This window comes from Fructobacillus tropaeoli (assembly GCF_001047135.2).
In the GTDB taxonomy this organism is placed as follows: domain Bacteria; phylum Bacillota; class Bacilli; order Lactobacillales; family Lactobacillaceae; genus Fructobacillus; species Fructobacillus tropaeoli.
On the sequence record NZ_DF968080.1, the window covers coordinates 165360 to 187411 of the forward strand.

The 22052-nt window shown below is 44.4% G+C and carries 18 protein-coding genes and 1 pseudogene; 4 read left to right on the top strand and 15 right to left on the bottom strand.

What is annotated here, in order from left to right; genetic code table 11:
• Positions 1 to 46: 46 nt before the first annotated feature.
• Positions 47 to 2086: a peptidoglycan D,D-transpeptidase FtsI family protein gene (locus AOQ32_RS03665; protein WP_059393637.1), complete on the bottom strand. Its 2040-nt coding sequence runs from the start codon at positions 2084 to 2086 to the stop codon at positions 47 to 49.
• Between the two features lie 99 nt (positions 2087 to 2185).
• Between AOQ32_RS03665 and AOQ32_RS03670 the strand changes: the two genes are divergently transcribed.
• Both AOQ32_RS03670 and greA read left to right on the top strand, forming a co-directional pair.
• Positions 2186 to 4813, top strand: coding sequence for a YfhO family protein (locus tag AOQ32_RS03670; RefSeq protein ID WP_059393638.1), 2628 nt, complete (start codon positions 2186 to 2188; stop codon positions 4811 to 4813).
• A 62-nt stretch (positions 4814 to 4875) separates the two neighbouring features.
• Positions 4876 to 5367, top strand: coding sequence for a transcription elongation factor GreA (gene greA, locus AOQ32_RS03675; protein ID WP_059393639.1), 492 nt, complete (start codon positions 4876 to 4878; stop codon positions 5365 to 5367).
• Between the two features lie 142 nt (positions 5368 to 5509).
• On the opposite strand, the gene AOQ32_RS03680 is transcribed toward greA, so the two are convergent.
• The 12 genes and pseudogenes from AOQ32_RS03680 to AOQ32_RS03740 all read right to left on the bottom strand — a co-directional run bounded on the left by AOQ32_RS03680 (position 5510) and on the right by AOQ32_RS03740 (position 15255).
• Complete coding sequence (locus tag AOQ32_RS03680) at positions 5510 to 6454, bottom strand: GRP family sugar transporter (protein WP_059393640.1); 945 nt, start codon at positions 6452 to 6454, stop codon at positions 5510 to 5512.
• 127 nt (positions 6455 to 6581) lie between these two features.
• Complete coding sequence (locus AOQ32_RS03685; RefSeq protein WP_207657365.1) at positions 6582 to 7730, bottom strand: glycoside hydrolase family 73 protein; 1149 nt, start codon at positions 7728 to 7730, stop codon at positions 6582 to 6584.
• 243 nt (positions 7731 to 7973) lie between these two features.
• A complete protein-coding gene (locus AOQ32_RS03690) occupies positions 7974 to 9206 on the bottom strand; it encodes an acetate/propionate family kinase (protein ID WP_059393642.1) in 1233 nt (410 codons plus the stop codon).
• Between the two features lie 42 nt (positions 9207 to 9248).
• Positions 9249 to 10253, bottom strand: coding sequence for a class I SAM-dependent methyltransferase (locus AOQ32_RS03695; protein WP_059393643.1), 1005 nt, complete (start codon positions 10251 to 10253; stop codon positions 9249 to 9251).
• Between the two features lie 37 nt (positions 10254 to 10290).
• Positions 10291 to 10611 carry a hypothetical protein gene (locus AOQ32_RS03700; RefSeq protein WP_059393644.1) on the bottom strand — a complete coding sequence of 107 codons (321 nt, stop codon included), beginning with the start codon at positions 10609 to 10611 and terminating at the stop codon, positions 10291 to 10293.
• A 3-nt stretch (positions 10612 to 10614) separates the two neighbouring features.
• The gene (locus AOQ32_RS03705) at positions 10615 to 11064 is read right to left on the bottom strand and encodes a type IV pilus modification PilV family protein (RefSeq protein WP_059393645.1); all 450 of its coding nucleotides are present in this window, start codon (positions 11062 to 11064) and stop codon (positions 10615 to 10617) included.
• Entirely contained in the window at positions 11045 to 11245 is a 201-nt protein-coding gene (locus AOQ32_RS03710; protein WP_059393646.1) for a hypothetical protein, read from the bottom strand. Before AOQ32_RS03710 ends, AOQ32_RS03705 begins: the two co-directional genes overlap by 20 nt.
• 34 nt (positions 11246 to 11279) lie before the next feature.
• A complete protein-coding gene (locus AOQ32_RS03715; protein WP_148666517.1) occupies positions 11280 to 11678 on the bottom strand; it encodes a hypothetical protein in 399 nt (132 codons plus the stop codon).
• Positions 11662 to 11964 carry a competence type IV pilus major pilin ComGC gene (gene comGC, locus AOQ32_RS03720; RefSeq protein WP_059393698.1) on the bottom strand — a complete coding sequence of 101 codons (303 nt, stop codon included), beginning with the start codon at positions 11962 to 11964 and terminating at the stop codon, positions 11662 to 11664. Before comGC ends, AOQ32_RS03715 begins: the two co-directional genes overlap by 17 nt.
• A 242-nt stretch (positions 11965 to 12206) precedes the next feature.
• On the bottom strand, positions 12207 to 13241 hold the full coding sequence (locus AOQ32_RS03725) for a type II secretion system F family protein (RefSeq protein WP_059393648.1): 1035 nt from the start codon (positions 13239 to 13241) through the stop codon (positions 12207 to 12209).
• Between the two features lie 3 nt (positions 13242 to 13244).
• A pseudogene (locus AOQ32_RS08975) lies at positions 13245 to 14204 on the bottom strand (ATPase, T2SS/T4P/T4SS family).
• A 196-nt stretch (positions 14205 to 14400) separates the two neighbouring features.
• Positions 14401 to 15255, bottom strand: a complete 855-nt coding sequence (locus tag AOQ32_RS03740) for a bifunctional 5,10-methylenetetrahydrofolate dehydrogenase/5,10-methenyltetrahydrofolate cyclohydrolase (RefSeq protein WP_059393651.1) — start codon at positions 15253 to 15255, stop codon at positions 14401 to 14403.
• A gap of 109 nt (positions 15256 to 15364) precedes the next feature.
• Between AOQ32_RS03740 and AOQ32_RS03745 the strand changes: the two genes are divergently transcribed.
• Together AOQ32_RS03745 and AOQ32_RS03750 are read left to right on the top strand one after the other, a co-directional pair.
• The gene (locus AOQ32_RS03745) at positions 15365 to 15844 is read left to right on the top strand and encodes a deoxycytidylate deaminase (RefSeq protein ID WP_047975365.1); all 480 of its coding nucleotides are present in this window, start codon (positions 15365 to 15367) and stop codon (positions 15842 to 15844) included.
• 78 nt (positions 15845 to 15922) lie between these two features.
• Positions 15923 to 16885 carry a thymidylate synthase gene (locus tag AOQ32_RS03750; RefSeq protein WP_059393652.1) on the top strand — a complete coding sequence of 321 codons (963 nt, stop codon included), beginning with the start codon at positions 15923 to 15925 and terminating at the stop codon, positions 16883 to 16885.
• Between the two features lie 90 nt (positions 16886 to 16975).
• Here the strand turns inward: AOQ32_RS03750 and uvrA are convergent, their stop codons facing one another.
• Complete coding sequence (uvrA, locus tag AOQ32_RS03755; RefSeq protein ID WP_059393653.1) at positions 16976 to 19864, bottom strand: excinuclease ABC subunit UvrA; 2889 nt, start codon at positions 19862 to 19864, stop codon at positions 16976 to 16978.
• An 86-nt stretch (positions 19865 to 19950) separates the two neighbouring features.
• Entirely contained in the window at positions 19951 to 21960 is a 2010-nt protein-coding gene (gene uvrB, locus AOQ32_RS03760) for an excinuclease ABC subunit UvrB (protein WP_059393654.1), read from the bottom strand.
• Positions 21961 to 22052: the final 92 nt, after the last annotated feature.

Genomic DNA, 22052 nt, shown 5'->3' on the forward strand with positions numbered 1-22052 from the left:
AATTTCAGTACTGGTTTTTTGATGCTTATTGTCTTTTTAACTAATTTTAACTTGGCTTATTCATCACAGTATCCCAAAAGGCATTAATAATTTCCTTTGAGATACGACCATTTGTTCCATCCAAATAGGAGTTCAATCCTGGAATAGCCAAAGACATGGCAAATGGTTGACCTGGTACATAAGCCACCATTGACTCAGTATAGGTCGAATGACCATTGGTTGTTGTTTCGGCAGTACCAGTCTTGGCATAAACCTGTGGCGACAAGCCGTGCAAACTAGTTCCCGTGTTATGTGGGTCTGAACCGTTGGCCACTCGGTACATTCCATTCTTAATGACATTCCATTGGTCCGTGGTCAAAGAAACTTGACCTTGAAGTTGTGGTTGTGCCGTCCAAACGGTCTTTTGGTTCTTACCAGAAACATCACTCTGCAAAACCGAACCAACCAAGTGTGGCTGAACTAGGTAACCACCGTTAGCAATTACTGAAACGTAGCGAGCCAACTGCATGGTTGTATAAGAATCATACTGTCCGAAGGATTCGTACAAATATTTTCCAATATTGGCACCGTCTGTCGGTCCACGATAACCCGCTGTTTCGCCATCAATATCGATTCCCGTCTTCGTTCCTAAGCCAAACTGTGCCAAACCATTACGCAACGTTTGGAAAGCATCGGAACGAAGCTTCAACTGTTCACCCGGATAATAAGTCTGACCACCGATTTTCATTCCCAATTGAACGAAATAAGTGTTCGAAGACCGCTCCAAGGCCGTTGGGGCATCAACGGCCACCGGACTACCACCCTGGTTCCAGTATGAAGTAATGTTTGGCGTTCCTTGAATCTTAATCGCCTGATCATACATCGTATTGTTCGTTGGGGTGACCACGCCCTTTTGGAAACCAGTGGCCAGGATAGCTGGCTTAACAACAGATCCCATGACGATGGCAGCATTAATGTTTCCTAACGGATTGGCCGTCTTCGTTCCAGTCTTACTATCACGACTAACCCCACCCATGGCATAAATTGCACCAGTATAGGGATTAATAACAGTCGCATAAGCTCCTTGCACATCACCACCAGGCAAATTATCTTCCAAAATTTGTTGCACTTTCTTTTGGAAGGCAGAGTTGATGGTCAACTTCAAAGAGTCACCAGCCTGTCCCTCATACTTAATATCAGAACTCTTGACACCATTCATCGTCGAAATCACCGTTTGTGATGGTGATCCCTTCAATAGTGATTCATACTGCTTTTCAAGAGCAAAGCTACCAACCGGTTCATTTTGTGAATAACCCTGTGCCAACAGTGTGTGCAATCGATCTTCCGGCAAACCAGTTGATTCATTGGTGACCGTACCAACCATTGGTTCGAAATCATTCCCTTCAGGATAATCACGAGAGAAAGACTCACCAATCTTGATACCAGGCATGTCAGACAACCGTTCCCCAATTTCAGCCTGTGCCTTATCGGAAACACCTGACTCTTGGATATAGGTTGTTGATAGCGCATAGGCCCCTGACATCTTTTGGAAAATCATCGCCTGGTTGGCATCGATATCCTTATCCAGATTATGATTCATCACATACTGCGCTTGGTAAGTACTCAATTGAGTAGACGACCAACCATCGGCAGTCTTCCCATATTGCTTTTGCAACTTCGTTTGAATCTTTGTTGCTTCCGTTGAGTTTGTCACGAGATAGTAATCGGCCTTCGCCCGATCACTTAAACGACTAGTATCGATTGAGATATACTTGGATAGCGTCTTGGCAATTTTAGCAATCTGGGCCGAAGTCGTTGTTTTTCCTCTAGTATAAGTTACCGCCGCTTCGGGCTTATTACCGGTAATCACTTTACCGGTACTATCATAAATCAGGCCACGCTGGGCGCTACCTAATTCAACGGTTTCATCGGACTTGCTAACCTCTGTTTCAAAGGCTGGTCCCTGTTTGATTGTCAGAAAGGCCAATTGAATAATCAATGCCATTGTTAAAGCAATGACGACGCCTAAAAGTAACTTTAGCCGGGATGGCAAGTTTGCTCTGGCGTCATTTTTATCACGGTCTTCAAGGTAAGGATTGCGCTTCATTTGAATTCTTTCCATCTATGTTCATTATGATTCTCTCTACTTTACCATAAAAAGCGAATTTATCGCTAAATTTCAACCGAATTTTGTTATTCTAGAGGCATGAATAATTACAGACAAACCGCCCAAAAATACCTTTTTTCACCAGTCACGCTTTCCTTTCTAATTCCTGTTATATTAATGACCGCCTATTTTGCTGGTCGTGGGATGACGCCCTTTGGTTCATCGACCATTTTAACGGTTGATTTGGGCCAGCAATACCTGGATTACTTTATTCAGTTTAAGCATACGATTCTATCTGATCCGTCTGCCTTTTTTTATTCCTTTTCATCAGGAATTGGTGGCGACATGGTTGGTGAATGGTCTTATTATTTAATGTCACCATTTAACCTACTCTTCTTACTCGCCTCAACAAAAACCATGCCTATTTGGATTTTAGTCGTGACCGTTTTAAAAATCGGTTTGGCCGGCTTTTCGATGGCGCTTTTAATTAAAAAGATGAATTGGCTGTCAGGCTATTGGGTTCTGATTTTCGCCATTAATTACCCACTCTCAGCCTGGTTTATCGCCAATGATTTAAACCTGCTATGGTTGGACACTGCCGCCATCTTCCCTTTGCTGATTCTGTCATTAGAACGGCTCCTGGCCCACAAGGGTTCCGGTGCCTTTTTGGCAATGCTGGTGGCGACGATTATCACCAATTATTACATCGCCTGGATGGTGGGACTCTTCTTATTTCTTTATGTTCCCTTTCGCCTGCTTGACGGTCAAATCAAAAATCGGCTAAAAATTGTTTTCACATTGGTAAAATCAGGAATCTTAAGCATTTTTTTAACCGCTTGGCTTTGGTTGCCGACCTACGCCCAACTGAAGATGGGGAAAACGACTCACAATTCCACCTGGCTATTCAAATTTGATAATAACCCATTGTTATTATTCCTGAAGTTAATGCCTGGTTCCTTTGATTTCGATCAAATGCAAACCGGTCAGGCTAATTTTTTAGTAGCGCCATTAATTTTAATCGCTCTCTGGGCCTTTTTTGCTAGCAAAAAATTTTTACTTCGTGAAAAATTGATGGCCGCCCTAATCTTAGTGATTTTAATTTTAGCAACGACTTTTGCACCATTGATTTTACTTTTCCATGGTGGGCAATACCCCGTTTGGTACCCAGCTCGGTTCTCTTTTTTGATTTCCTTCTTTTCAATTGTCCTTGCTGCCAAGGGCTTTCAGCCAAATTGGCAGCCCAGCCTGTTCGCCCGTACTTTTTACCTGGTGGCTGTTTTAGCACTAACAATCTGGGGATCTAGCCAACTGCTAAAGGTATCTTACCTTGATAAAAATGCCCTTCTCGGCTTTCTCTTCGGTTACCTTTTAACCATCCTGATTTTAATTGTGATGGACGGCAATCAAGTGAAGATGTTGCTTCTATTGATTGTGACCACTGGCTACCTGATTTTTAATGCTGGCAAGACGTTAAACCACCTTTCCTATCTAACAAAGGCCACCTATGAGGCTGGCGTTACCCGACTCACGGCAGTTTCCAAAGCAGCCACTAAGCACGATAATTCTTGGTATCGCATTAGTCAGGGCCTCAGTCGGACCTATAACGATGGCTTTTCGGCTAATTTTAAGGCTGGCAGTCACTTTTCATCCCTGCTCCCTGCCACTACCGCCCAGTTCTACCAAAACATCGGCCAAATCGAAGGCGATTCAAAAATTGCCTATGATAATGGCACTACCATCACCGATTCTCTGCTGGCCTTTAAATACTTTATCCAAACAACCGGCCACTTAAATACTAGTTCCGCCTATTTAAAGCAAAGCAATCGTCCCGACTACAATCAGCAAAAGACCGTTGCTAGTGGCAAAAATTGGGCACTAAAAGAGAATCCAACAGCTCTTAGCCTGGCCTATGCTGCTTCAAATCAGGCGTTGACCACTCCACTATCCGTGCGTTACCCACTGGTCAACCAGGCAAACCTTCTTGCCAGCCTTGCCGGTCTGTCAGGACAGCAATTACTTTATCGAGAACCTTTCCAGATTCTCAAGACTGAAAATCTAACAACGACGGCTGATTTGACGGGTGGGACAATTCAAAAGGTCAATAAGCATAAGAAAGCTGTCTTAACCTTAGCTTACACACCAACAACTAATGATTCTTACTACCTTAATATTGGCGGCGCAATCAGCCTTGATTCAGTCGACCTCCGACTCAATGGTGAACTTCTGACCCAGTCAAGTTCATATGACCATACGGTGGCCCTAAACCTCAACACCAACAAGAAGGACCAGCCTCAAATCTTAACGATTACCTTAAATGACGGCGCCGACTCACGTTACCTCGATGATTTCGCCATCTACTACTTCGATCAACAAGCCGTTAACCAAGACCTAGCAAAACTAAAACAACACTCACTAACCATTAAAAATGCCAATTCACGCAAAATTAGTGGTACGATTGTCACAACAGCCAACCAACCCTTAATTATGACTAGTATTCCAGCTGCCTCCGGTTGGCAGGCCAAGGTTGATGGCAAGGTGGTCAAAACAAAGACGGTGCTCCAAGGGCTGATTGCCATTCCGACAACCCCTGGTAAGCACCACGTAACCTTAACCTATACACCACCGCTGCTAGTGCCCGGTCTCTTTTTATCAATGCTAACAGCACTCTTAATCGCTGCCTATGCATCCTTTAAAAAGAATCGACGACAAGCCTTGCGCCGAGACTAGGACCGTGATATATTCAACGTGCTGTATTTTTTGTGCTACATGGCACTGAAAGGAAGAGAACCATGGCGGAAGAAAAGAAATTCCCAATGACGGCCGCAGGTCGTGACAAATTGCAAGCGGAGCTTGATGACTTAATTACCAAGCAACGTCCAGAAATTACTAACCGCATTCAAATCGCACGTTCATACGGCGATTTGTCTGAAAACTCTGAATACCAATCAGCAAAGGACGAACAAGCCTTTGTTGAAGGACGGATTGTGACCGTTCGCAAGATGATTGAAAACGCTGAAATCATTTCAGCTGACAACTCTGACAGCGATGAAGTGACATTGGGTAAGGAAGTAACCTTCAAGGAACTTCCAGATGAAGATCCCGAAACCTATACCATTGTTGGTTCTGTTGAAGCGGATCCAATGGCTGGTAAGATTTCAAATGAATCACCAATGGCTGCTGCCTTGCTTGGCAAGCATAAGGGTGACACCGTTAAGGTGCCATTGCCTAACAACGTTGAAATTCAAGTTGAAATCTTGTCTGTTAAGACAAAGCAAGACTAAGTTAGAAAACCACTCAATTCAGTTTGAGTGGTTTTTTTAATGTTAAAATAAAATCAGCAAAGTAAAAGGCGGGTTCTTCCTTTTTTGGAAGGGCCCGCCTTTCTGATTTATATTATGTTGCTTATTATGATGAATTAATAAATTATGCAAAGGAGTGAATGTTACCAATCAAGATGGCACCAATCAAAACTAAGAGCGTTCCGGCAATGATAAACTTCATTTGAGTAGAAGTCTTCTTTTCATGCAAGATGTAGATACCACCAAAGGTACCAACAACGATACTCAACTGTGACAAAGCAGTGGCAATCGTTTGACCAACGGCTGGGTTAGCAGATGAAACGAACATGAAGATGTTTCCAACGGCCCAAACCAAACCAGTTACCAAGTTCTTCCAAGTTGGCTTTGAGAACATTTGCTTTCCTTCGCGGAAGACGAAGAGCACGATAATCAATGAACCGATTACCTGACCGATGGCCTGAGGACCAACGATAGCCGTCATGTAGTTCAAACCGTGACCGGCAGATTTGATGTCGTCTGAAATATAACCAATCTTTGACAAGAAGTTAGGCAAAACGAAGTAGAGCATGAAGCCCGCAGTTGACATCACTAAGTAGAAGATTCCCTTAGCGTCAATCTTTGAAGGCGTTGCTGCCGTCTTATCAGGCTTTGAAATGAAAGTTGCACCAGTCACGACCAAGGCAATTGAGACAACCCCAACAATCCACATAGCGGCATTCTTCCATTCTCCCAAGAGAGTGGCAGCCAACAAGGCGTTCATAATAATCTGGCCGGCTGTTGACAAAGGCATTCCCAATGAAACACCCATTTCCTTGAAGAGCAAGAACTGGAAAACCATTCCCATTGCCCAAACCAATCCTGATAAAATACCAACAACCCAGATTTCAGAACCAAGGTAGAAACCATGTGGTAATACGAAACCAAAGAGTGTTAGCATTCCGAAAATCAATGCTCCGATTGACATTCCGAAAGTTTGTTGTGAGGCAGATCCGCCCATCTTTGTTGATACGAGCCCAACTGAACCCCAGAATAAAGCTGGGAGCAAGGCAATTAAAATTGCAAAGTTCATAATGTTTAAGTTCCTTTCACTTATCTTACAAGCTATATTCTACACGAATGTAAACGGTTACACAACATTTTTTTACAAAAAAATTTCACGAAATAATAAAAAGCCTGACAAAGCAGGCTTTCAAAGGTTAATTTTTATCGTATTGTGCTAAGTTCCAGTTTTCAATAATCTGGATAATCAGCTTTGGATAGCTAGGATCTGTAGCATAGCCGTCAGTTGACAATGCTTGAGCAGCATCCTTGTAATTTTTAGCGGCCAAAACATCGGCAAACTGGTTGGCATTCCAAGTATTGCCATTGGCGATTGTCTTAGCGTGAGCCTTCATGGAATCTTGATAAGAGTCGTAAACAGCAAAACGAGCATTCTTCGTCACCGTTTGACCGTTTTCAACTTCTTGAGTCTGCAAAACGACTGATTTACCAGCCGTTGTATCATCCGTCTTCACACCATAGTAGTTATTATACTTTGATGACAACGCAGAATCGTCCCAGTTTGATTCATGGATAGCCTGAGCGATTGAAATTGACGCCAGAATACCATACTGAGATTGAAGACTCTGGCTATATGGCGCAATCTTCTTAATAAAGGCTAAACGCCGGTCGAACTCTTTCTTACCGCCGTTTTCCGCCAGCAAAATAGCAGTCGATGCCGGAATCTTATTGGCTTTTAATTGAGCATAATATGGCTTTAAAGTCTTATTCGTCTGTTTCAACATGGTCATGACCAAGTCCTTGGCGGACTTTTCTTTCTTGAAACGATAGATTCCTGGATAGACGAAATCATACAAAGTCTGGTCACTCTTGGCATTTAAGAATAACTGTGGGTATTCCTTCTTAGCTTGAGCAATTAAATCACTATCACTATAGGCAGCCAATAAATCAGACTTTGATACACCAGCAGCATCAGCAATTGTTTGTGCCGTCTGCTCTGCTGTCTTCGTATTTGAAATAAAGGTATAGCCAGAAGACAAAACCGGTTCAGCTCCAGAACCCTCTGTTAATTCTTGGTAAATCTCAGCAATATCTTGAACCTGTGACAACGGATAAGTGCCACCCGCAATATCTTTAGCCCCATACTTATTTGCATAACTAACAAAGTAGCGACTGTTGCGGATAATCCCCTCTTTTTGCAACTGGGCACCGATTTCCTTGACGCTCGCCTTGTCCTTGACTGTAACCATCGTGACCGCGGTGTCATTTGGATTCTTTGCCTGATATCCCTGGCGATTGAACCAGAAGGCCCCACCAGCTGCTAATAGCAAAACGAATAGGATCATGATAATTCGGAACCGCCAACTATGTTTTTTGCGTTTCTTTGACGATTGCCGACGTTTTTCAAATTCCATCAGTAATGTTTCCAATCTTCAATCTTATTTCGCCTGGTCAACTCGATTTGTACGGGAGTTTAACCAGCAACTCCTAGTATACTACCCTTTATAAAGAAATATAATTAAAAAAACATAACGAGTGCAAGCAGCGTTGTACTCATTATGTTTTCTTTTGATTAAGTAATTATAAAATTAAGCCATCAATTCTTGCACATCACGAGCAATCATCAATTCTTCATCAGTTGGCACAACTAAAGTCTTAATTTTGGCATCAGCAGCTGAAACATCAGCCTCTTCACGGCAACCAGTGTTCTTATCCTGGTCAATCTTGATGCCAAAGTAACCTAAGCGGTCAACGACTTCTTCTCGAACCCAATCAGCATTCTCACCAATACCGGCAGTAAAGACCAAAGCATCAGCACCACCCATTTCAGCAATGTACTGACCAATGTAACGAACAACACGGTCAACAAAGATTTTAATTGCCAAATCAGCCTGTTCGTTGTCCTGACGGGCAGCCAAAAGATCACGCATATCACTTGAGACCTGTGAAATTCCCTGCAATCCTGATTTCTTGTTCAAGATTGTCAACATGTCTTCATTTGACAAGTTTTCCTTGGTTTGGATAAAGTTTACCAATGAAGCATCCACATCCCCTGAACGAGTCGCCATCGTCACACCTGCTAATGGTGTGAATCCCATTGATGTATCAAATGACTTACCGCCCTTAACAGCCGTAATTGAAGCACCGGCACCAAGGTGCAAGGTAATCAACTTCAAGTCCTTCAAATCCTTGCCTAAAATGTCAGCAGCACGGCCGGCTACATAGCGATGTGAAGTTCCGTGAGCACCATACTTACGTGCACCATACTTTTCATAGTATTCATAAGGCAATGAGTAAAGGTAGTTCACCTTTGGCATTGTCTGATGGAAAGAAGTATCAAAGACGGCGACAGAAGTTGCGTTTGGCAATAACTTTTGGAAGGCACGGATGCCCAATGCGTTGGCTGGGTTGTGCAATGGTGCATAATCAGCCAATTCATCAATCTTAGCTAAGACATCATCGTTCACCAAAACAGACTTGTCAAAGTATTCACCACCGGCAACAACGCGATGACCAACACCAACGATTTCGCTAAAGTCTTGGATAATATCCAATTCTGACAACTTTTCAAGCATCAAGTTAATGGCAACTTGGTGGTCCTTGATGGCGGTAACGGTCTTAAACTTAGCCTTGTCACCAGATACCTCAACGTCAGCATTCTTGGCCGCTTGATCATTGGCCGCAAACTTGATCGTTACAATGGCATCATCCATTCCGATTCGTTCAATTAACCCTTGGGCGATTACTTGCTCTTGTGGCATCTCTAAGAGCTGAAACTTCAATGAAGAACTACCGGCATTCACTGCCATAATCTTTGCCATGAAAAAAATCCACCTATCTTTGTTTTTTAATTCATTTCTAACTTACTTTAGTTTACCCCAGGCTTGGATATCTTGCAAAAATTCTTGCAAGGCCTTTTGGTCCTTAACGGAAGGATACTGTCCCATCAAAACTTCTTGCTTTGGCAGCGCATCTTTCTTCCGCAAAACCAAGAAAGCTTTCGCCTGTTCTTGATTTTGGAAATACTCTGCTGGCAGTGACAAAAATGCCTTTAATTGAGCCTTTTGTGAGAATAATTTCAGGATTGACTCATGCCGTGGCCCTGTTAATAAATCATTTGGCACGATAAGATAAATCCAACCATCATTCTTCACTAAATCTAATGATTTTTCAATCATTAAATAATGAGCATAAGATTGGCCATCTTGTTCTGAAAAGGCTGTGACAAAGCTTTCCGGTGCTTCTTTCGGGTAGTAGCCGATTGGTAAGTCACCAATCACAACATCAGCAGGCGCGACTTCCTCTTTTTTCAAGCCAACAACATCCCCCAAAAACAGTGTTGGGTCTTCTTTCAGTGCAGCTACCAATTCACTGGCCAAATCAAGCTGGCCTTCATCGTTATCAATCCCAGTTAAATCGTGGATTGAAAGTTCATGACGACTAGAGCTTTCAACGATTGTCCATAGGAGGTTGCCAGTGCCAATAACCATGTCAGTGATACTCGTTTGTTCACTAGGATTAGCTGTCTGGTAAATCAGCTCGCCCAAAAGATAACCAATACCATCTGGGGTTAACTGAAGGTTTGCTGGTACTTTATCCTCTCGATCAGCTTTCAAAACCAAAAGTTGTAAGATATTACGTTGGTCGCTGAAAGACAATTTTGGCCAGTCAATCTCTTCTAACGACTGTAATGCCTTTTTAGAATCATCAGCCAATTGGTCATGGTCGGAGCTAAGAATCTCTTTTTTATTCAGCCTCTCTAAAGCCATGACGAGGGCTTCTCGATTGGTCGTTTTTTCTTGATTTTTCACCGTCACTACGGCTTGATCAATTTTTTCAAAATATGCAGGAATTTGTCGATTTATCATGGTCTTATTTTAGCCCTTTTTGCTAGTCTAGACAAGGCTAAGGGGCTAAAAGTGGTCGCCAGTAATCCTGATGTTTATTAGTAATTTTAATCTGCTTTTCTCCCGATTCAATTAACCAAGGATCACCCTGAATTTGGCCAGATTGTTGGTTATCTTGGTAAAACAATCGTGATGCTTCAATTTGCCTTGTATCGATGGTCGTCGTTTCCAACAATAATAATTGGCTATGCAGCTTTTGGTGAAAAATTTTTGTCTGTAAAAAGAACAGCAAGCCAATGAGTGTCAATGCCAAAATGGTCGGTAACAGTAAGTAGGCTGGCTGACGGTTTCGCTGCTGGCGTGGCTGATTATTAAACATCTTTTACCCCTCTTCTACAATGGCCTGTTTCGTATTAGGCAAAAAAAGTGTGCCGCTCGCTTTCTCATGCCCCCGAGAAAAAACAGTCAAAAGCTGATAGGTTCCAAAATTATCAATCCGTAAATCATCAATCCCGTGTAGCAAGAGCACGCGACCATGATGAGTCCCATCCAAAACTAAGTCATGCTTAGCAATTTTCAACGTAACCGGATCGCCAATGGTCTTCTTCAGCTGAATTTCATGCAATTGAACTTGATCCAGTTGATAGTTTTGCCGACCCAACTGTGTTAAGGCTGCCTGAAAATCAGTCTGTACATCTTGCGTCTGCCCCTTTTTACTTTGTGGCAAAATGACCATTAACGCTTCAAAGACCATCGCTGCCACGACGAGGGCCATGATTGCTTCCACCATGGTAAAGCCGTTCCGGCTACTTTTACTTTGAACTGCCGTCATGATTGGCTTCTTCCTTTTCCTTTTGCTTTTGGTCAACAAAAGACTGCCATCTCTCTAACGCCTTTCTTTTTTCCTGGTTGGCCGCCTTATTCTGCAAAATCAGTTCTCCCTGCTTTTTCTGATAGTTGCGCAACGTTTCTAGTTCAAAAACAACCACACCAGTAATTAGCGTCAGTGCCATCACCCCCTCAACGAGGGCAAATCCTAACGATTTTCTAGACTTTCTCGAAACGATAGGTACCACCTCCAAATTGGAAAATAAGACGCCAGTTTACTTGGCCCTGGCGCCAGGAAATATGACCGGGGGCCACATAGCCACTCGGCTTAATCACGATTTTTGCTGTCTGATCAACTTTACTTTTTACTGGGTAAGAAAGCACTTCTTGACCAATCACCAACTGGTCTGATTGAAAATCGAGAATACTTTCAACCTCTTTTGCTTGTGCTAATAGACGGGCTCGTTGAAAATGGGCAGCAAATTGCTGTTGAAAATCTGCAAAACTCTGCTGATTTGGCCTCGGCCGTAAGGCTAATCCAAGCCCAAGCAAAAGTGCTACCAGACTTAGGACAATCACGGATTCGATCAAGGTAAAGGATTTAAATTTTAGCTTCATGACCTGCAATCACAATTTTCAGTGCCTTAACTTTTTCAAGCTGTTCCTTGGTCAAGTAGTTTTCCTTTGCTAAATCATCCATTGTGACCTGTTTCTTTTCTGGGTGGTCATTAACATACAAATCAACCTGTGTCTGTACAGTGGCGACCATTGCCTTTGCATGGGTTTGCTGCGCCTTATCTCGTTGTTGCGTTAAATTCGGCAAAATCAGTAACATCAAAAGACCAATAATGAAGAGTACTACCGTCGCTTCAATCAATGTGAAACCGTTTTTCTTCGCTGCTATCCGCCGATTTTTTGCTCGGACTACTGCATAGCAAGCCTTTGATTGACAAATTTTACGATGTTCACGTTTAAGCCAAAAACGTTTGTGGGGTTGAAAAAAGGACCGCTGGTTGAATAAACCAATCTGCATCGGATGGTTCATCGGATGGGACTGATGGTGACAGTAATCCCGGGGCCTTCCAGCCAATCGAGACCGTCCCCCCGTTCCAGTTTGTGTGTGCTTAACAAAGTCAGATGTGTGTGTCATATCGACATTCCTCCTAAATTTTTATACAGCGGTAATAGCATTGCGAGGTATAACAAAACAATGGTCAGTCCAATCAGGGCAAAAAAGAGCGGTTGAACGAGGCCTAATAATCGGCTGACTTGGCGGTCAAACCGTTGAAATTCGCTTTTGGCATAGTAAGTCAAGTAGGTACCAAGTACTGGCCCGGTAAATCCCCTATCTAAATAAGTCGCTAGTGGCTTTTTCAAATAAGATTGATTGCCAATCCAACTTTGCAAAGTTTGACCGCTTTGCACGGCATCTTGTGCTCGCTTAGCAATGGCCACAACCAGTCCGTTTTTCTTAGCGGATAAGGCCGCAAAACGATCAATCACATTGGGCAGCGTGTGGCCTGCTAACAGCAAAATCCCCAGATGTTCTGCTAGCAGATAAGTTAAGAGCGTCTGCATCAGCGTGCCCAAAAAAGGGACCCGAGTGACGACTTGAATTCGTTGTAGTGGTGCTAAACGCTTCAGTAAGAAAATCGAAATAATAATCATGACTAAAACAAGGCCAAAGAGAAAAGCTAAGCCATGCAAATAAAAGAGAGCAGGATTGCTGCCTGGACCTTGCCCTCCCTTTTGTCCGGCCGACAAAGCATGAAAAATGGGATAAAGATACGTCTCCATCCCCACAACCAGGGATAATAAAAAAACCAATAAAATCACCGGATAAGTTAGAATCTGGCGGAGCTTTTGTTTGTAGCGCAACACTTGGTCAAAGTTACTCGCCAAAGCGGTCAGCGTTTGGTCAAAATTACCATGTGACTGACCCAAATCAAGATAAATTCCAACCGAAGGACTTAAAACCTTTCCCAGACTTGTAGCTAATGGTTGGCCATGCTCCAACTGGCCACGGATGGTCTGTAGCCTTTCTTGCCAACCTGGATGGGCACTTGCTAAAACATCGAGACTCAATGATAAGGCATAACCAGATGCCGTTAACTCACCAAGCTCAGCCAAAAAAAGAACCTGGTCACTTTCAGAAAAACGTATTTTTCGTTGCGGACGCATCAATTAAACCTCCTGATTTCCTTGTTGGTAGCGTTTTAAATTTTCGGCATAGGGACGGTGATGAGTTACTTCACCCGCCTGCCAGTTAGCCACCCCGCACACAACCCACAGCTGACCATCTAAGTCTGGAAGCAAGCGCTGATAAACTGTCTTAACTAAGGCTTGGTTCAGTAATTGACGGTCAAGGCCAAGGTTGAGCAAACGATCAAAAACTGCCAGTTCAGAATTGGCATGCAAAGTACTCAACACCAAATGACCAGCTAGGGCTGCTTGAAGGGCGGCCTGAGCAGTCTTGGCATCACGAATCTCGCCAATCACTAATAGATCTGGCCGGTGACGCAGGGCCACCTTGATTAAGGATTGGTAATCAATTCCTGCTTGTTCGTTGACCTGCAGTTACAAAAAAGCTGGCTGGTAGATTTCAACCGGGTCCTCAACCGTTAAGACAACTTTGCCTGGTGACCAGACATCCAACAAGCGATAAAGGGTACTAGTCTTACCTGACCCTGTGGGGCCGGCTACCAAGTAAAGACCGGCACTGATTTTTTCGGCAACCAAGTCTGCAAATGTTGCTGGATCAAACCAGCGGTTTTGTGACAAATCAGGGTAAATCAACCGCAAAACGGCACTTTCTTGCCCCAAAAAGTCGCCAACAGTTGAAACGCGAACGAAGCCCTGGCCAAAATCAAAGCGGCCCAGTTGTGGCCGCCGGCTCTCGGCCAAATTTAAACCCGCCCGGTACTTCACAACAGCTAAGGCTCGTTTTCCAAAATCTGCTTCCAGCACTGCCAGGATTCTCACTTGACCCAAAATTTGCGCTCGTACCTGGTAATTACCACCTTCTGCCGGTAAAAAATAAAAGTCCGTTACCTTTTTCGTCTGCCCCCAGGATAGGACTGCTTGAATCCAATCAGCGGGGTCTGCTCGTTCATGTTCGGGCCAATTGGCCAATTTCTTGATCATGGTGTCCTCCTTTCATCGCTAGTGAATAAGACGACCAATTCAGCAAAAAATTGCTCAACTTCAAAACGTTCGGTTAACCAATTTTTTGCTCCATTGCCCTCTATACAACACTATTGGGTTTGACGAAAAAAGATTTTGAAAAACAAAAAAGACCGAATTCAATGAATTCGATCTTTTAAATAAGCATAATTAATTTTTACTGATTTTTTTCTTGGTTCAAAGCTGCTGCAAAAGTATTTTTCAACAGCGTAGCAATGGTCATTGGACCAACACCACCTGGAACTGGCGTAATGAAGGATGCCTTCTTTTCGGCCGAGGCAAATTCGATATCACCGGTCGTCTTACCATCGACAACGTTCATCCCAACATCAACCAAAACAGCACCATCCTTGATTTGGTCGCCAGTAATAAAGTTCGCAATACCTACTCCAACGACAACAATGTCCGCATCCTTGAGGGAATCCAGGAGCATTTCACGTGGTGTGTAACGGTGAGCCAACGTCACCGTTGCGTTCGCGTTGTTCAACAAAGCAGCCATTGGACGACCAAAGAGTTGAGAACGACCAACGACAACAGCTTTCTTACCATATGGATCAATGTCATAATGCTTCAACATCGTCATCACGCCTTGAGGAGTGGCTGCCACGGCGTATTCACCAGGTTGGTCACCAAAGAGCATTCCCTGGTTGAAAGCACCTAATCCATCAACATCCTTTTCAGGGGCGATGGCTGAGAAGACCTGCTGGTCGTTAACAGCTTCTGGCAATGGTGCCTGAACCAAAATACCAGTCACGCTTGGATCTGCGTTCAAATCTGCTACAATCTTTAAGACGGCTTCTGTTGTCACATCGTCAGCAACCGCAATATCCTCAGTGGCAATGCCAACCTTGGCTGCTGCGCGTTGCTTCATGCCAACATAGAGACGTGATCCATCATTTTTTGGATCAAAAACAACCGCTAGCTTTGGACTCAACCCCGATTCCTTGACCTTGTCCGCCAGTGCGATTTTGAGGTCCTTTGAGAGGGCCTTTCCGTCTAAAATAGTTGCCATTATGTTTCTCCTTGTTCCTGATTTTCCGAACGTTTTATTATAAAATATCTTTGTAAGACCATTTTATCAGAATAAAACCGTTTTTTGTTTACAGAAAGGTAATTTTTTTATGTCTGACAACCGTATTTCTTGGGATCAATACTTTATCGCACAAGCCGCCATCCTCTCAACCCGGTCAACTTGTACTAGACGTCACGTTGGTGCCATCCTCGTGAAGGACCATCGCATTATCGCCTCTGGCTACAACGGTGCCGTTTCTGGGACCCCTCACTGTACAGAAGTTGGCGACTATATCGTTGATGGTCACTGCATCAGAGCCGTTCACGCTGAACAAAACGCCCTCATGCAAGCCGCCTCGATGGGGATTGCCGTTGAAGGATCAGAAGTCTATGTGACCGACGTTCCCTGCGTGCAATGTACGAAACTGTTGCTTCAAGCCGGTATTACCAAAATTAACTTCATGCGTGATTATCGCAATGATGAATTCGCCGAGTCCCTCTTAAAAGAAAAAAACGTTGCCTTAGTCCAAGTTCCCTTCGAAGCCCAAACGGCTGAACAAATCAACCTCGCTCAATTTATTAAAGACTAGCCAAAGAAAAAGCAAGGAGGACACCTTGCTTTTTTGCTATACTAAGAAGGACTAATTTTTATTAAAGGGGACTTAATCATGAGTCAAAACGAACAAACATACCTCGATCTGGCCGCTAAAATCTTGAACGAAGGCCACTACAAGGACGATCGGACTGGGACCGGAACCTATTCAATCTTCGGGACGCAAATGCGCTTTGAACTCCAGGAAGGCTTCCCTCTTTTAACCACTAAAAAAGTTTTCTTCAAGCTGATCAAATCAGAATTGCTCTGGTTCTTGCGCGGGGATAATAACATCCGCTTCTTGTTGCAAAATAATAACCATATCTGGGACGAATGGGCCTTTAAAAACTGGATTGAGTCCGACGAATATAGTGGACCGGACATGACTGATTTTGGCTTGCGTTCACAAACCGATGCCGAATTCAACGCCCTCTACCAGGAGCAAAAGGACATCTTCATCGACAAAATCTTAAACGATGATGACTTTATGGAAAAGTACGGTTATATCGGTGAGGTTTACGGTAAGCTCTGGCGGTCATGGGCATCTGTTTTGCCCGATGGTGGCACCACAGACCAAATCAGCAACTTAATCGACCAAATCAAGAACAATCCGAACTCTCGGCGTCTGATTTTGTCTGCTTGGAATGCCGAAACGACCCCTCAAGCACCACTGCCATCTTGCCACGTTTTGTCACAGTACTACGTTAGTGATGGTAAGCTCTCAGCACAACTTTACCAACGTTCGGGCGACTTCTTCTTAGGTGTTCCCTTCAACATCGCTTCATACTCGCTGTTGATTCACATGATTGCTGCTCAAACCGGTCTGGAAGTCGGTGACTTCGTCCACACTATCGGCGACACACACATTTACAAGAACCACGTCGACCAGGTCAAAGAACAAATCAGTCGGCCAATGCATCCATTGCCAAAGCTTTGGCTGAACCCTGAGGTCAAATCAATCTTTGATTACACCATGGATGACATTAAAATTTTGGATTATGAATCAGAACCAGCTATCCGCGGTGCAGTTGCGGTTTAAGCCGAGCTATTCACTTCCCAATTTATTATGAAAAAACAAAACGGCAGTGACCATCTAAAACTAAATGGTCACTGCCGTTTTTATTGTTCTTTAGGACTGCGCTGATTTTTCATCACGCTTTTCGCGAGCGATATCGCGGTCCATAATCTTTTTCAAATACTTAGCCGTATAAGATTCGGTGTTTTTGGCCACCTTTTCCGGTGTCCCAGTAACCAGAATCTTACCACCGCCGGCACCACCCTCTGGACCCAAATCAATCAACCAGTCGGCTGACTTGATTACGTCCAGGTTGTGTTCGATGACGACGACCGTATTGCCTGCATCAACCAAGCGGTTCAAAACCGTTAGCAAGCGAGCAATGTCATCAGTGTGCAAACCAGTTGTTGGTTCGTCGAGAATATAAATCGTCTTCCCGTTTGTCCGGCGATGCAATTCAGAAGCCAACTTCATTCGCTGTGCTTCCCCACCTGATAGTGTTGTTGCGGATTGGCCTAATTTTACATAGCCCAAACCAACGTCATTAATGGTTTGCAAACGACGGGCAATCTTTGGAATTGGTGCAAAGAAATCAAGAGCTTCCTTGGCAGTCATATCCAAGACCTGAGAAATCGTCTTGTCCTTGTAAGTGACTTCCAACGTTTCGGAGTTGTAGCGAGTACCACCACAGACCTCACAGGCCACGTAAACATCCGGCAAGAAATTCATCTCAATCTTGATGACCCCATCACCACGACAGTTTTCACAGCGGCCACCCTTCGTATTGAAGGAGAACCGTCCCTTGGAATACCCACGGAGTTTGGCCTCATTTGTTTGAGCAAACAACTCGCGAATATCATCGAAGACACCCGTATAGGTTGCGGGGTTTGACCGCGGTGTTCGACCGATTGGCGATTGATCGATATCAACCACTTGCTCTAGGTTTTCAATTCCCTCAACCGAGCGGTAGGCACCAGGCTTATTTGAATTCTTATTGAGCTTTTGTTTCAAAACTCGCTTCAAAATGGTATTGACCAGTGTCGACTTACCCGATCCAGAAACCCCCGTAACGGCGACAAACTTTCCCAATGGAAATTTCGCCGTAATGTTTTTTAGGTTATTTTCCTTGGCTCCCCGAATGACAATTTCTTCGCCATTGCCCTTCCGACGAGACTTCGGCACCGGAATGTAACGCTTTCCTGAGAGGTACTGACCAGTCAAAGATTTGGGATTCTTCATGACTTCAGCCGGCGTACCAGCGGCCATAATTTGGCCACCTAGTGATCCAGCCCCAGGGCCAACATCAATCAGGTAATCAGCAGCTTCCATGGTATCTTCATCGTGTTCAACGACAACCAGTGTGTTCCCCAAATCACGCATTGACTGCATCGATGCTAACAGTTTATCGTTATCACGCTGGTGCAAACCAATCGATGGTTCATCCAAAACATAGAGGACCCCAGATAGGTTTGACCCGATTTGTGTCGCCAAGCGAATTCGTTGCGATTCCCCACCAGACAATGTGGAAGCTGACCGAGACAACGTTAGGTAATCAAGGCCAACGGACCGTAAGAAACCAAGTCGATCTTGAATTTCCTTTAAGATTGGCTGGGCAATTTCTTGGTCTTGGGGACCAAAGGTCAAATCAGCAAAATAAGCCAATTCCTCATCAACCGGCAAATTCGTGACATCACCAATATTGCGGCCACCAACCTTGATGGACAAGGCCGCCGGGTTTAACCGGTATCCATGACATGCTGGACAGGTCAGTTGCGTCATGTATTGAGCCATCTGGTCACGAGTAAAGTCGGAATTGGTTTCCTTATAACGCCGGGAAACGTTGTTCATCACCCCTTCAAAAACCTGGTCAGCATCACGAACGCCACCAAAATCATTTTGGAAGTGGAAGTGGAATTCCTTCTCACCCGACCCATACAAAATCAGGTCCTGGTCCTTCTTCGACAAATCCATAAAGGGCACATTTTGATCAATCCCAAATTGTTCACAAAACTGTTCCAGCAGTGCTGGATAGTAGTTAGAAGAAATTGGGTTCCAAGGCGCCAGAGCGCCCTGTTTCAACGTCAGAGTATCATCTGGCACAACCAGATCCAAATCGACCTCTTGAGTCGCTCCAAGCCCCTGACAGACAGGACAAGCCCCCATCGGTGCGTTGAAAGAAAAGAGTCGCGGCTCCAATCGGCCAACCTTAAAATCTTTCAGGTCGCCCAAATAGTGGTCTGAGAACCGCAATGGCGCAGGAACTTCCTCGTCACCACGGCCAACCGGCTCCAAAACCACTAAACCGCCAGCTAGGTTCGTGGCTGCTTCAATCGAATCGAAAAGGCGAGACCGGGCATCAGCACGCAAAACAATCCGATCCACCAAAACATCAATATCATGGAAACGATTACGTTCCAAAGCGAGGTCGTCAACCGTATCAAGTTCAACAATCTCACCATCAATGCGAGCCCGTAAATAACCCTGCTTTTGCATCTGAGCAAAGGCCTTTTCGTGGGTGCCCTTCTTGTGCTGGATAATCGGTGCAAAGACCTGCAAACGGGTTCCCTCAGGTAACTCTTTTTGAGCATATTCGACCATCTGATCAATCGAATGCAGAATTTTCGTCCCATCCTTTGGATCATCAGGCTTCCCCACTCGAGCAAACAACAAACGGAAGTAATCTGAAATCTCGGTTACCGTTCCGACTGTTGATCGAGGATTATTCGAAGTTGTTTTTTGATCAATGGAAATGGCCGGTGAAAGGCCGTCAATCGAGTCGACGTCGGGCTTATCCATCTGCCCCAAGAATTGCCGGGCATAGGCGGACAATGATTCCACGTAGCGGCGTTGCCCCTCGGCATAGAGGGTATCAAAAGCCAGAGAAGACTTTCCAGATCCGGATAAGCCAGTCACAACCGTGAGGGATTCCTTTGGAATATCAACATCAATATTTTTTAAGTTATGGGCACGAGCCCCGCGAATTTCAATTTTATCTTTCGCCATAAAATCCTCTTTCATGGTCAAACGAGCACTCACTCGCTTGGCAAGTTCAGCCCTGTTTTATCACATCGGTGACCTGAGGCCAACCTTTAGCGGCCGGCCCGTTTCTTTAATTTCATAATATTATCGCGAATTTTAGCAGCCGTCTCAAAGTCTAAGCCCTTTGCCGCCGCCTTCATTTGGCTAGTGAGGTTTTCTAAAATTTCAGTCTGGTCTGATTTTGGCAAATCAGCAAAGTCAACTTGCGTCAAGTCAACGTCCTCAACCTCTTCGGCAGCCTTACTTGCACTAATTAGGTCGCGAATTTCCTTTTTAATTGTTTGTGGCGTGATGCCGTGTTCCTTGTTATACGCCATCTGAATGTCACGACGACGAGCCGTTTCATCCATGGCTTCCTGCATGGCCCTTGTCACCTTATCGGCATACATAATCACGTGGCCGTTCGCATTTCGAGCAGCACGACCAATCGTTTGAATCAACGAGCGCGGATTACGCAAGAAACCTTCCTTATCAGCATCCAAAATGGCCACCAAAGAAGTTTCGGGGACATCAATTCCTTCACGCAACAAGTTAATGCCGACCAGCACATCGTACTTGCCCAAACGTAAATCACGGATAATGGCTGTTCGCTCAAGCGTCTTGATATCGGAATGGAGGTAGGCAACTTTGATGCCAACATCCTTCAAATAATCCGTTAAATCCTCTGACATTCGCTTCGTCAGCGTTGTGATAAAGACACGCTCATTTCGTTCAACCCGCAGGTTAATTTCACCCACTAAATCATCAATTTGCCCCATCACTGGCCGAACTTCAATTTCCGGATCCAACAGGCCGGTTGGTCGAATGATTTGCTCAACAATATCACGTTTTGGTACCCGAGAAAGCTCATAGTCCCCTGGTGTAGCCGACATATAAATAATTTGGTTGACGTGCTTCTCAAACTCTGGCAGTTGCAAAGGGCGGTTATCCAGTGCTGAAGGCAAACGGAAACCATAATCAACCAACGTCTGCTTCCGGGCGCGGTCACCATTGTACATCCCACGAACTTGTGGCATCGTCACGTGACTTTCATCCACAACAATCAAAAAATCATCGGGGAAGAAATCTAAGAGGGTAAATGGTGGTTCGCCCTCTTTGCGACCGTCCATCCAGCGTGAATAATTCTCGATTCCAGATGTAAAGCCCATTTCATTCAACATAGCCAGGTCATATTCGGTTCGCTGCTTGATTCGTTGAGCTTCAAGAAGCTTGCCCTCTTTTTCAAATTCCTTGACCTGGTCTTCCATTTCTTGGCGAATACCAACTAAGGCTTCCTTCATCCGTTCATCATCGGTCATAAAGTGCTTCGCTGGGAAAATGGCGACATGGTCACGTTCTGAAACGACCTGACCCGTCAAAGCTGAAATTTGTCGAATGCGGTCAATTTCGTCACCGAAAAATTCAACCCGCATGGCCAATTCATCCTGGGAAGCCGGGAAAATTTCAATCACATCGCCTCGCACCCGGAAAGTTCCACGCTGAAAATCAATATCGTTACGGGTAAATTGGATGTCAATCAGATCGCGCATCAATTGATTACGACCATATTCGTTACCAACCCGCAAAGAAATCACATGGTTTTGGTATTGGTGCGGATCACCCAAACCAAAGATTGATGAGACTGAGGCAACGATAATCGTATCGTTGCGCTCAAACAGTGAAGCCGTTGCCGAATTCCGCAACTGGTCAATTTCATCGTTAATCGCGGAATCCTTTTCAATAAAGGTATCCGAAGAAGGCACATAGGCCTCTGGCTGGTAGTAATCATAGTAGGAAACAAAGTATTCAACCGCATTATGTGGGAAGAATTCCTTTAACTCAGAATAGAGCTGGCCAGCCAGGGTCTTGTTGTGTGACAAGACCAAGGTTGGCTTATTGTTTTGGGCAATCACATTGGAAATTGTGAATGTTTTCCCTGTTCCGGTTGCCCCGAGCAAAATTTGCTCCTTGACGCCATCTTTTAAACCCTTCACGAGTTTATCAATCGCTTTCGGCTGATCACCAGTCGGTTGGTACTTTGAAACAACTTCAAAGCTTTGATCTTTTTGCGGTGTAATCAAGATAAATCCTCCTCGCCTGGTAAAAAAATCACTCAGGAACATTATAACAAATATAACAAAAAACGAACACATGTTCTATTACTTGAACGTGT

Bases quoted from the DNA above. Each gene is read 5' to 3' on its own strand.
- AOQ32_RS03670 (WP_059393638.1), top strand. From the start codon at position 2,186: ATGAATAATTACAGACAAACCGCCCAAAAATACCTTTTTTCACCAGTC.
- AOQ32_RS03695 (WP_059393643.1), bottom strand. From the start codon at position 10,253: ATGATAAATCGACAAATTCCTGCATATTTTGAAAAAATTGATCAAGCC.
- AOQ32_RS03700 (WP_059393644.1), bottom strand. From the start codon at position 10,611: ATGTTTAATAATCAGCCACGCCAGCAGCGAAACCGTCAGCCAGCCTAC.
- AOQ32_RS03740 (WP_059393651.1), bottom strand. From the start codon at position 15,255: ATGGCAACTATTTTAGACGGAAAGGCCCTCTCAAAGGACCTCAAAATC.
- uvrA (WP_059393653.1), bottom strand. From the start codon at position 19,864: ATGGCGAAAGATAAAATTGAAATTCGCGGGGCTCGTGCCCATAACTTA.
- AOQ32_RS03665 (WP_059393637.1), bottom strand. From the start codon at position 2,086: ATGAAGCGCAATCCTTACCTTGAAGACCGTGATAAAAATGACGCCAGA.
- AOQ32_RS03690 (WP_059393642.1), bottom strand. From the start codon at position 9,206: ATGGCAAAGATTATGGCAGTGAATGCCGGTAGTTCTTCATTGAAGTTT.
- AOQ32_RS03710 (WP_059393646.1), bottom strand. From the start codon at position 11,245: ATGGCACTGACGCTAATTACTGGTGTGGTTGTTTTTGAACTAGAAACG.
- AOQ32_RS03725 (WP_059393648.1), bottom strand. From the start codon at position 13,241: ATGCGTCCGCAACGAAAAATACGTTTTTCTGAAAGTGACCAGGTTCTT.
- greA (WP_059393639.1), top strand. From the start codon at position 4,876: ATGGCGGAAGAAAAGAAATTCCCAATGACGGCCGCAGGTCGTGACAAA.
- AOQ32_RS03715 (WP_148666517.1), bottom strand. From the start codon at position 11,678: ATGAAGCTAAAATTTAAATCCTTTACCTTGATCGAATCCGTGATTGTC.
- AOQ32_RS03705 (WP_059393645.1), bottom strand. From the start codon at position 11,064: ATGACGGCAGTTCAAAGTAAAAGTAGCCGGAACGGCTTTACCATGGTG.
- AOQ32_RS03750 (WP_059393652.1), top strand. From the start codon at position 15,923: ATGAGTCAAAACGAACAAACATACCTCGATCTGGCCGCTAAAATCTTG.
- AOQ32_RS03745 (WP_047975365.1), top strand. From the start codon at position 15,365: ATGTCTGACAACCGTATTTCTTGGGATCAATACTTTATCGCACAAGCC.
- AOQ32_RS03685 (WP_207657365.1), bottom strand. From the start codon at position 7,730: ATGATCCTATTCGTTTTGCTATTAGCAGCTGGTGGGGCCTTCTGGTTC.
- AOQ32_RS03680 (WP_059393640.1), bottom strand. From the start codon at position 6,454: ATGAACTTTGCAATTTTAATTGCCTTGCTCCCAGCTTTATTCTGGGGT.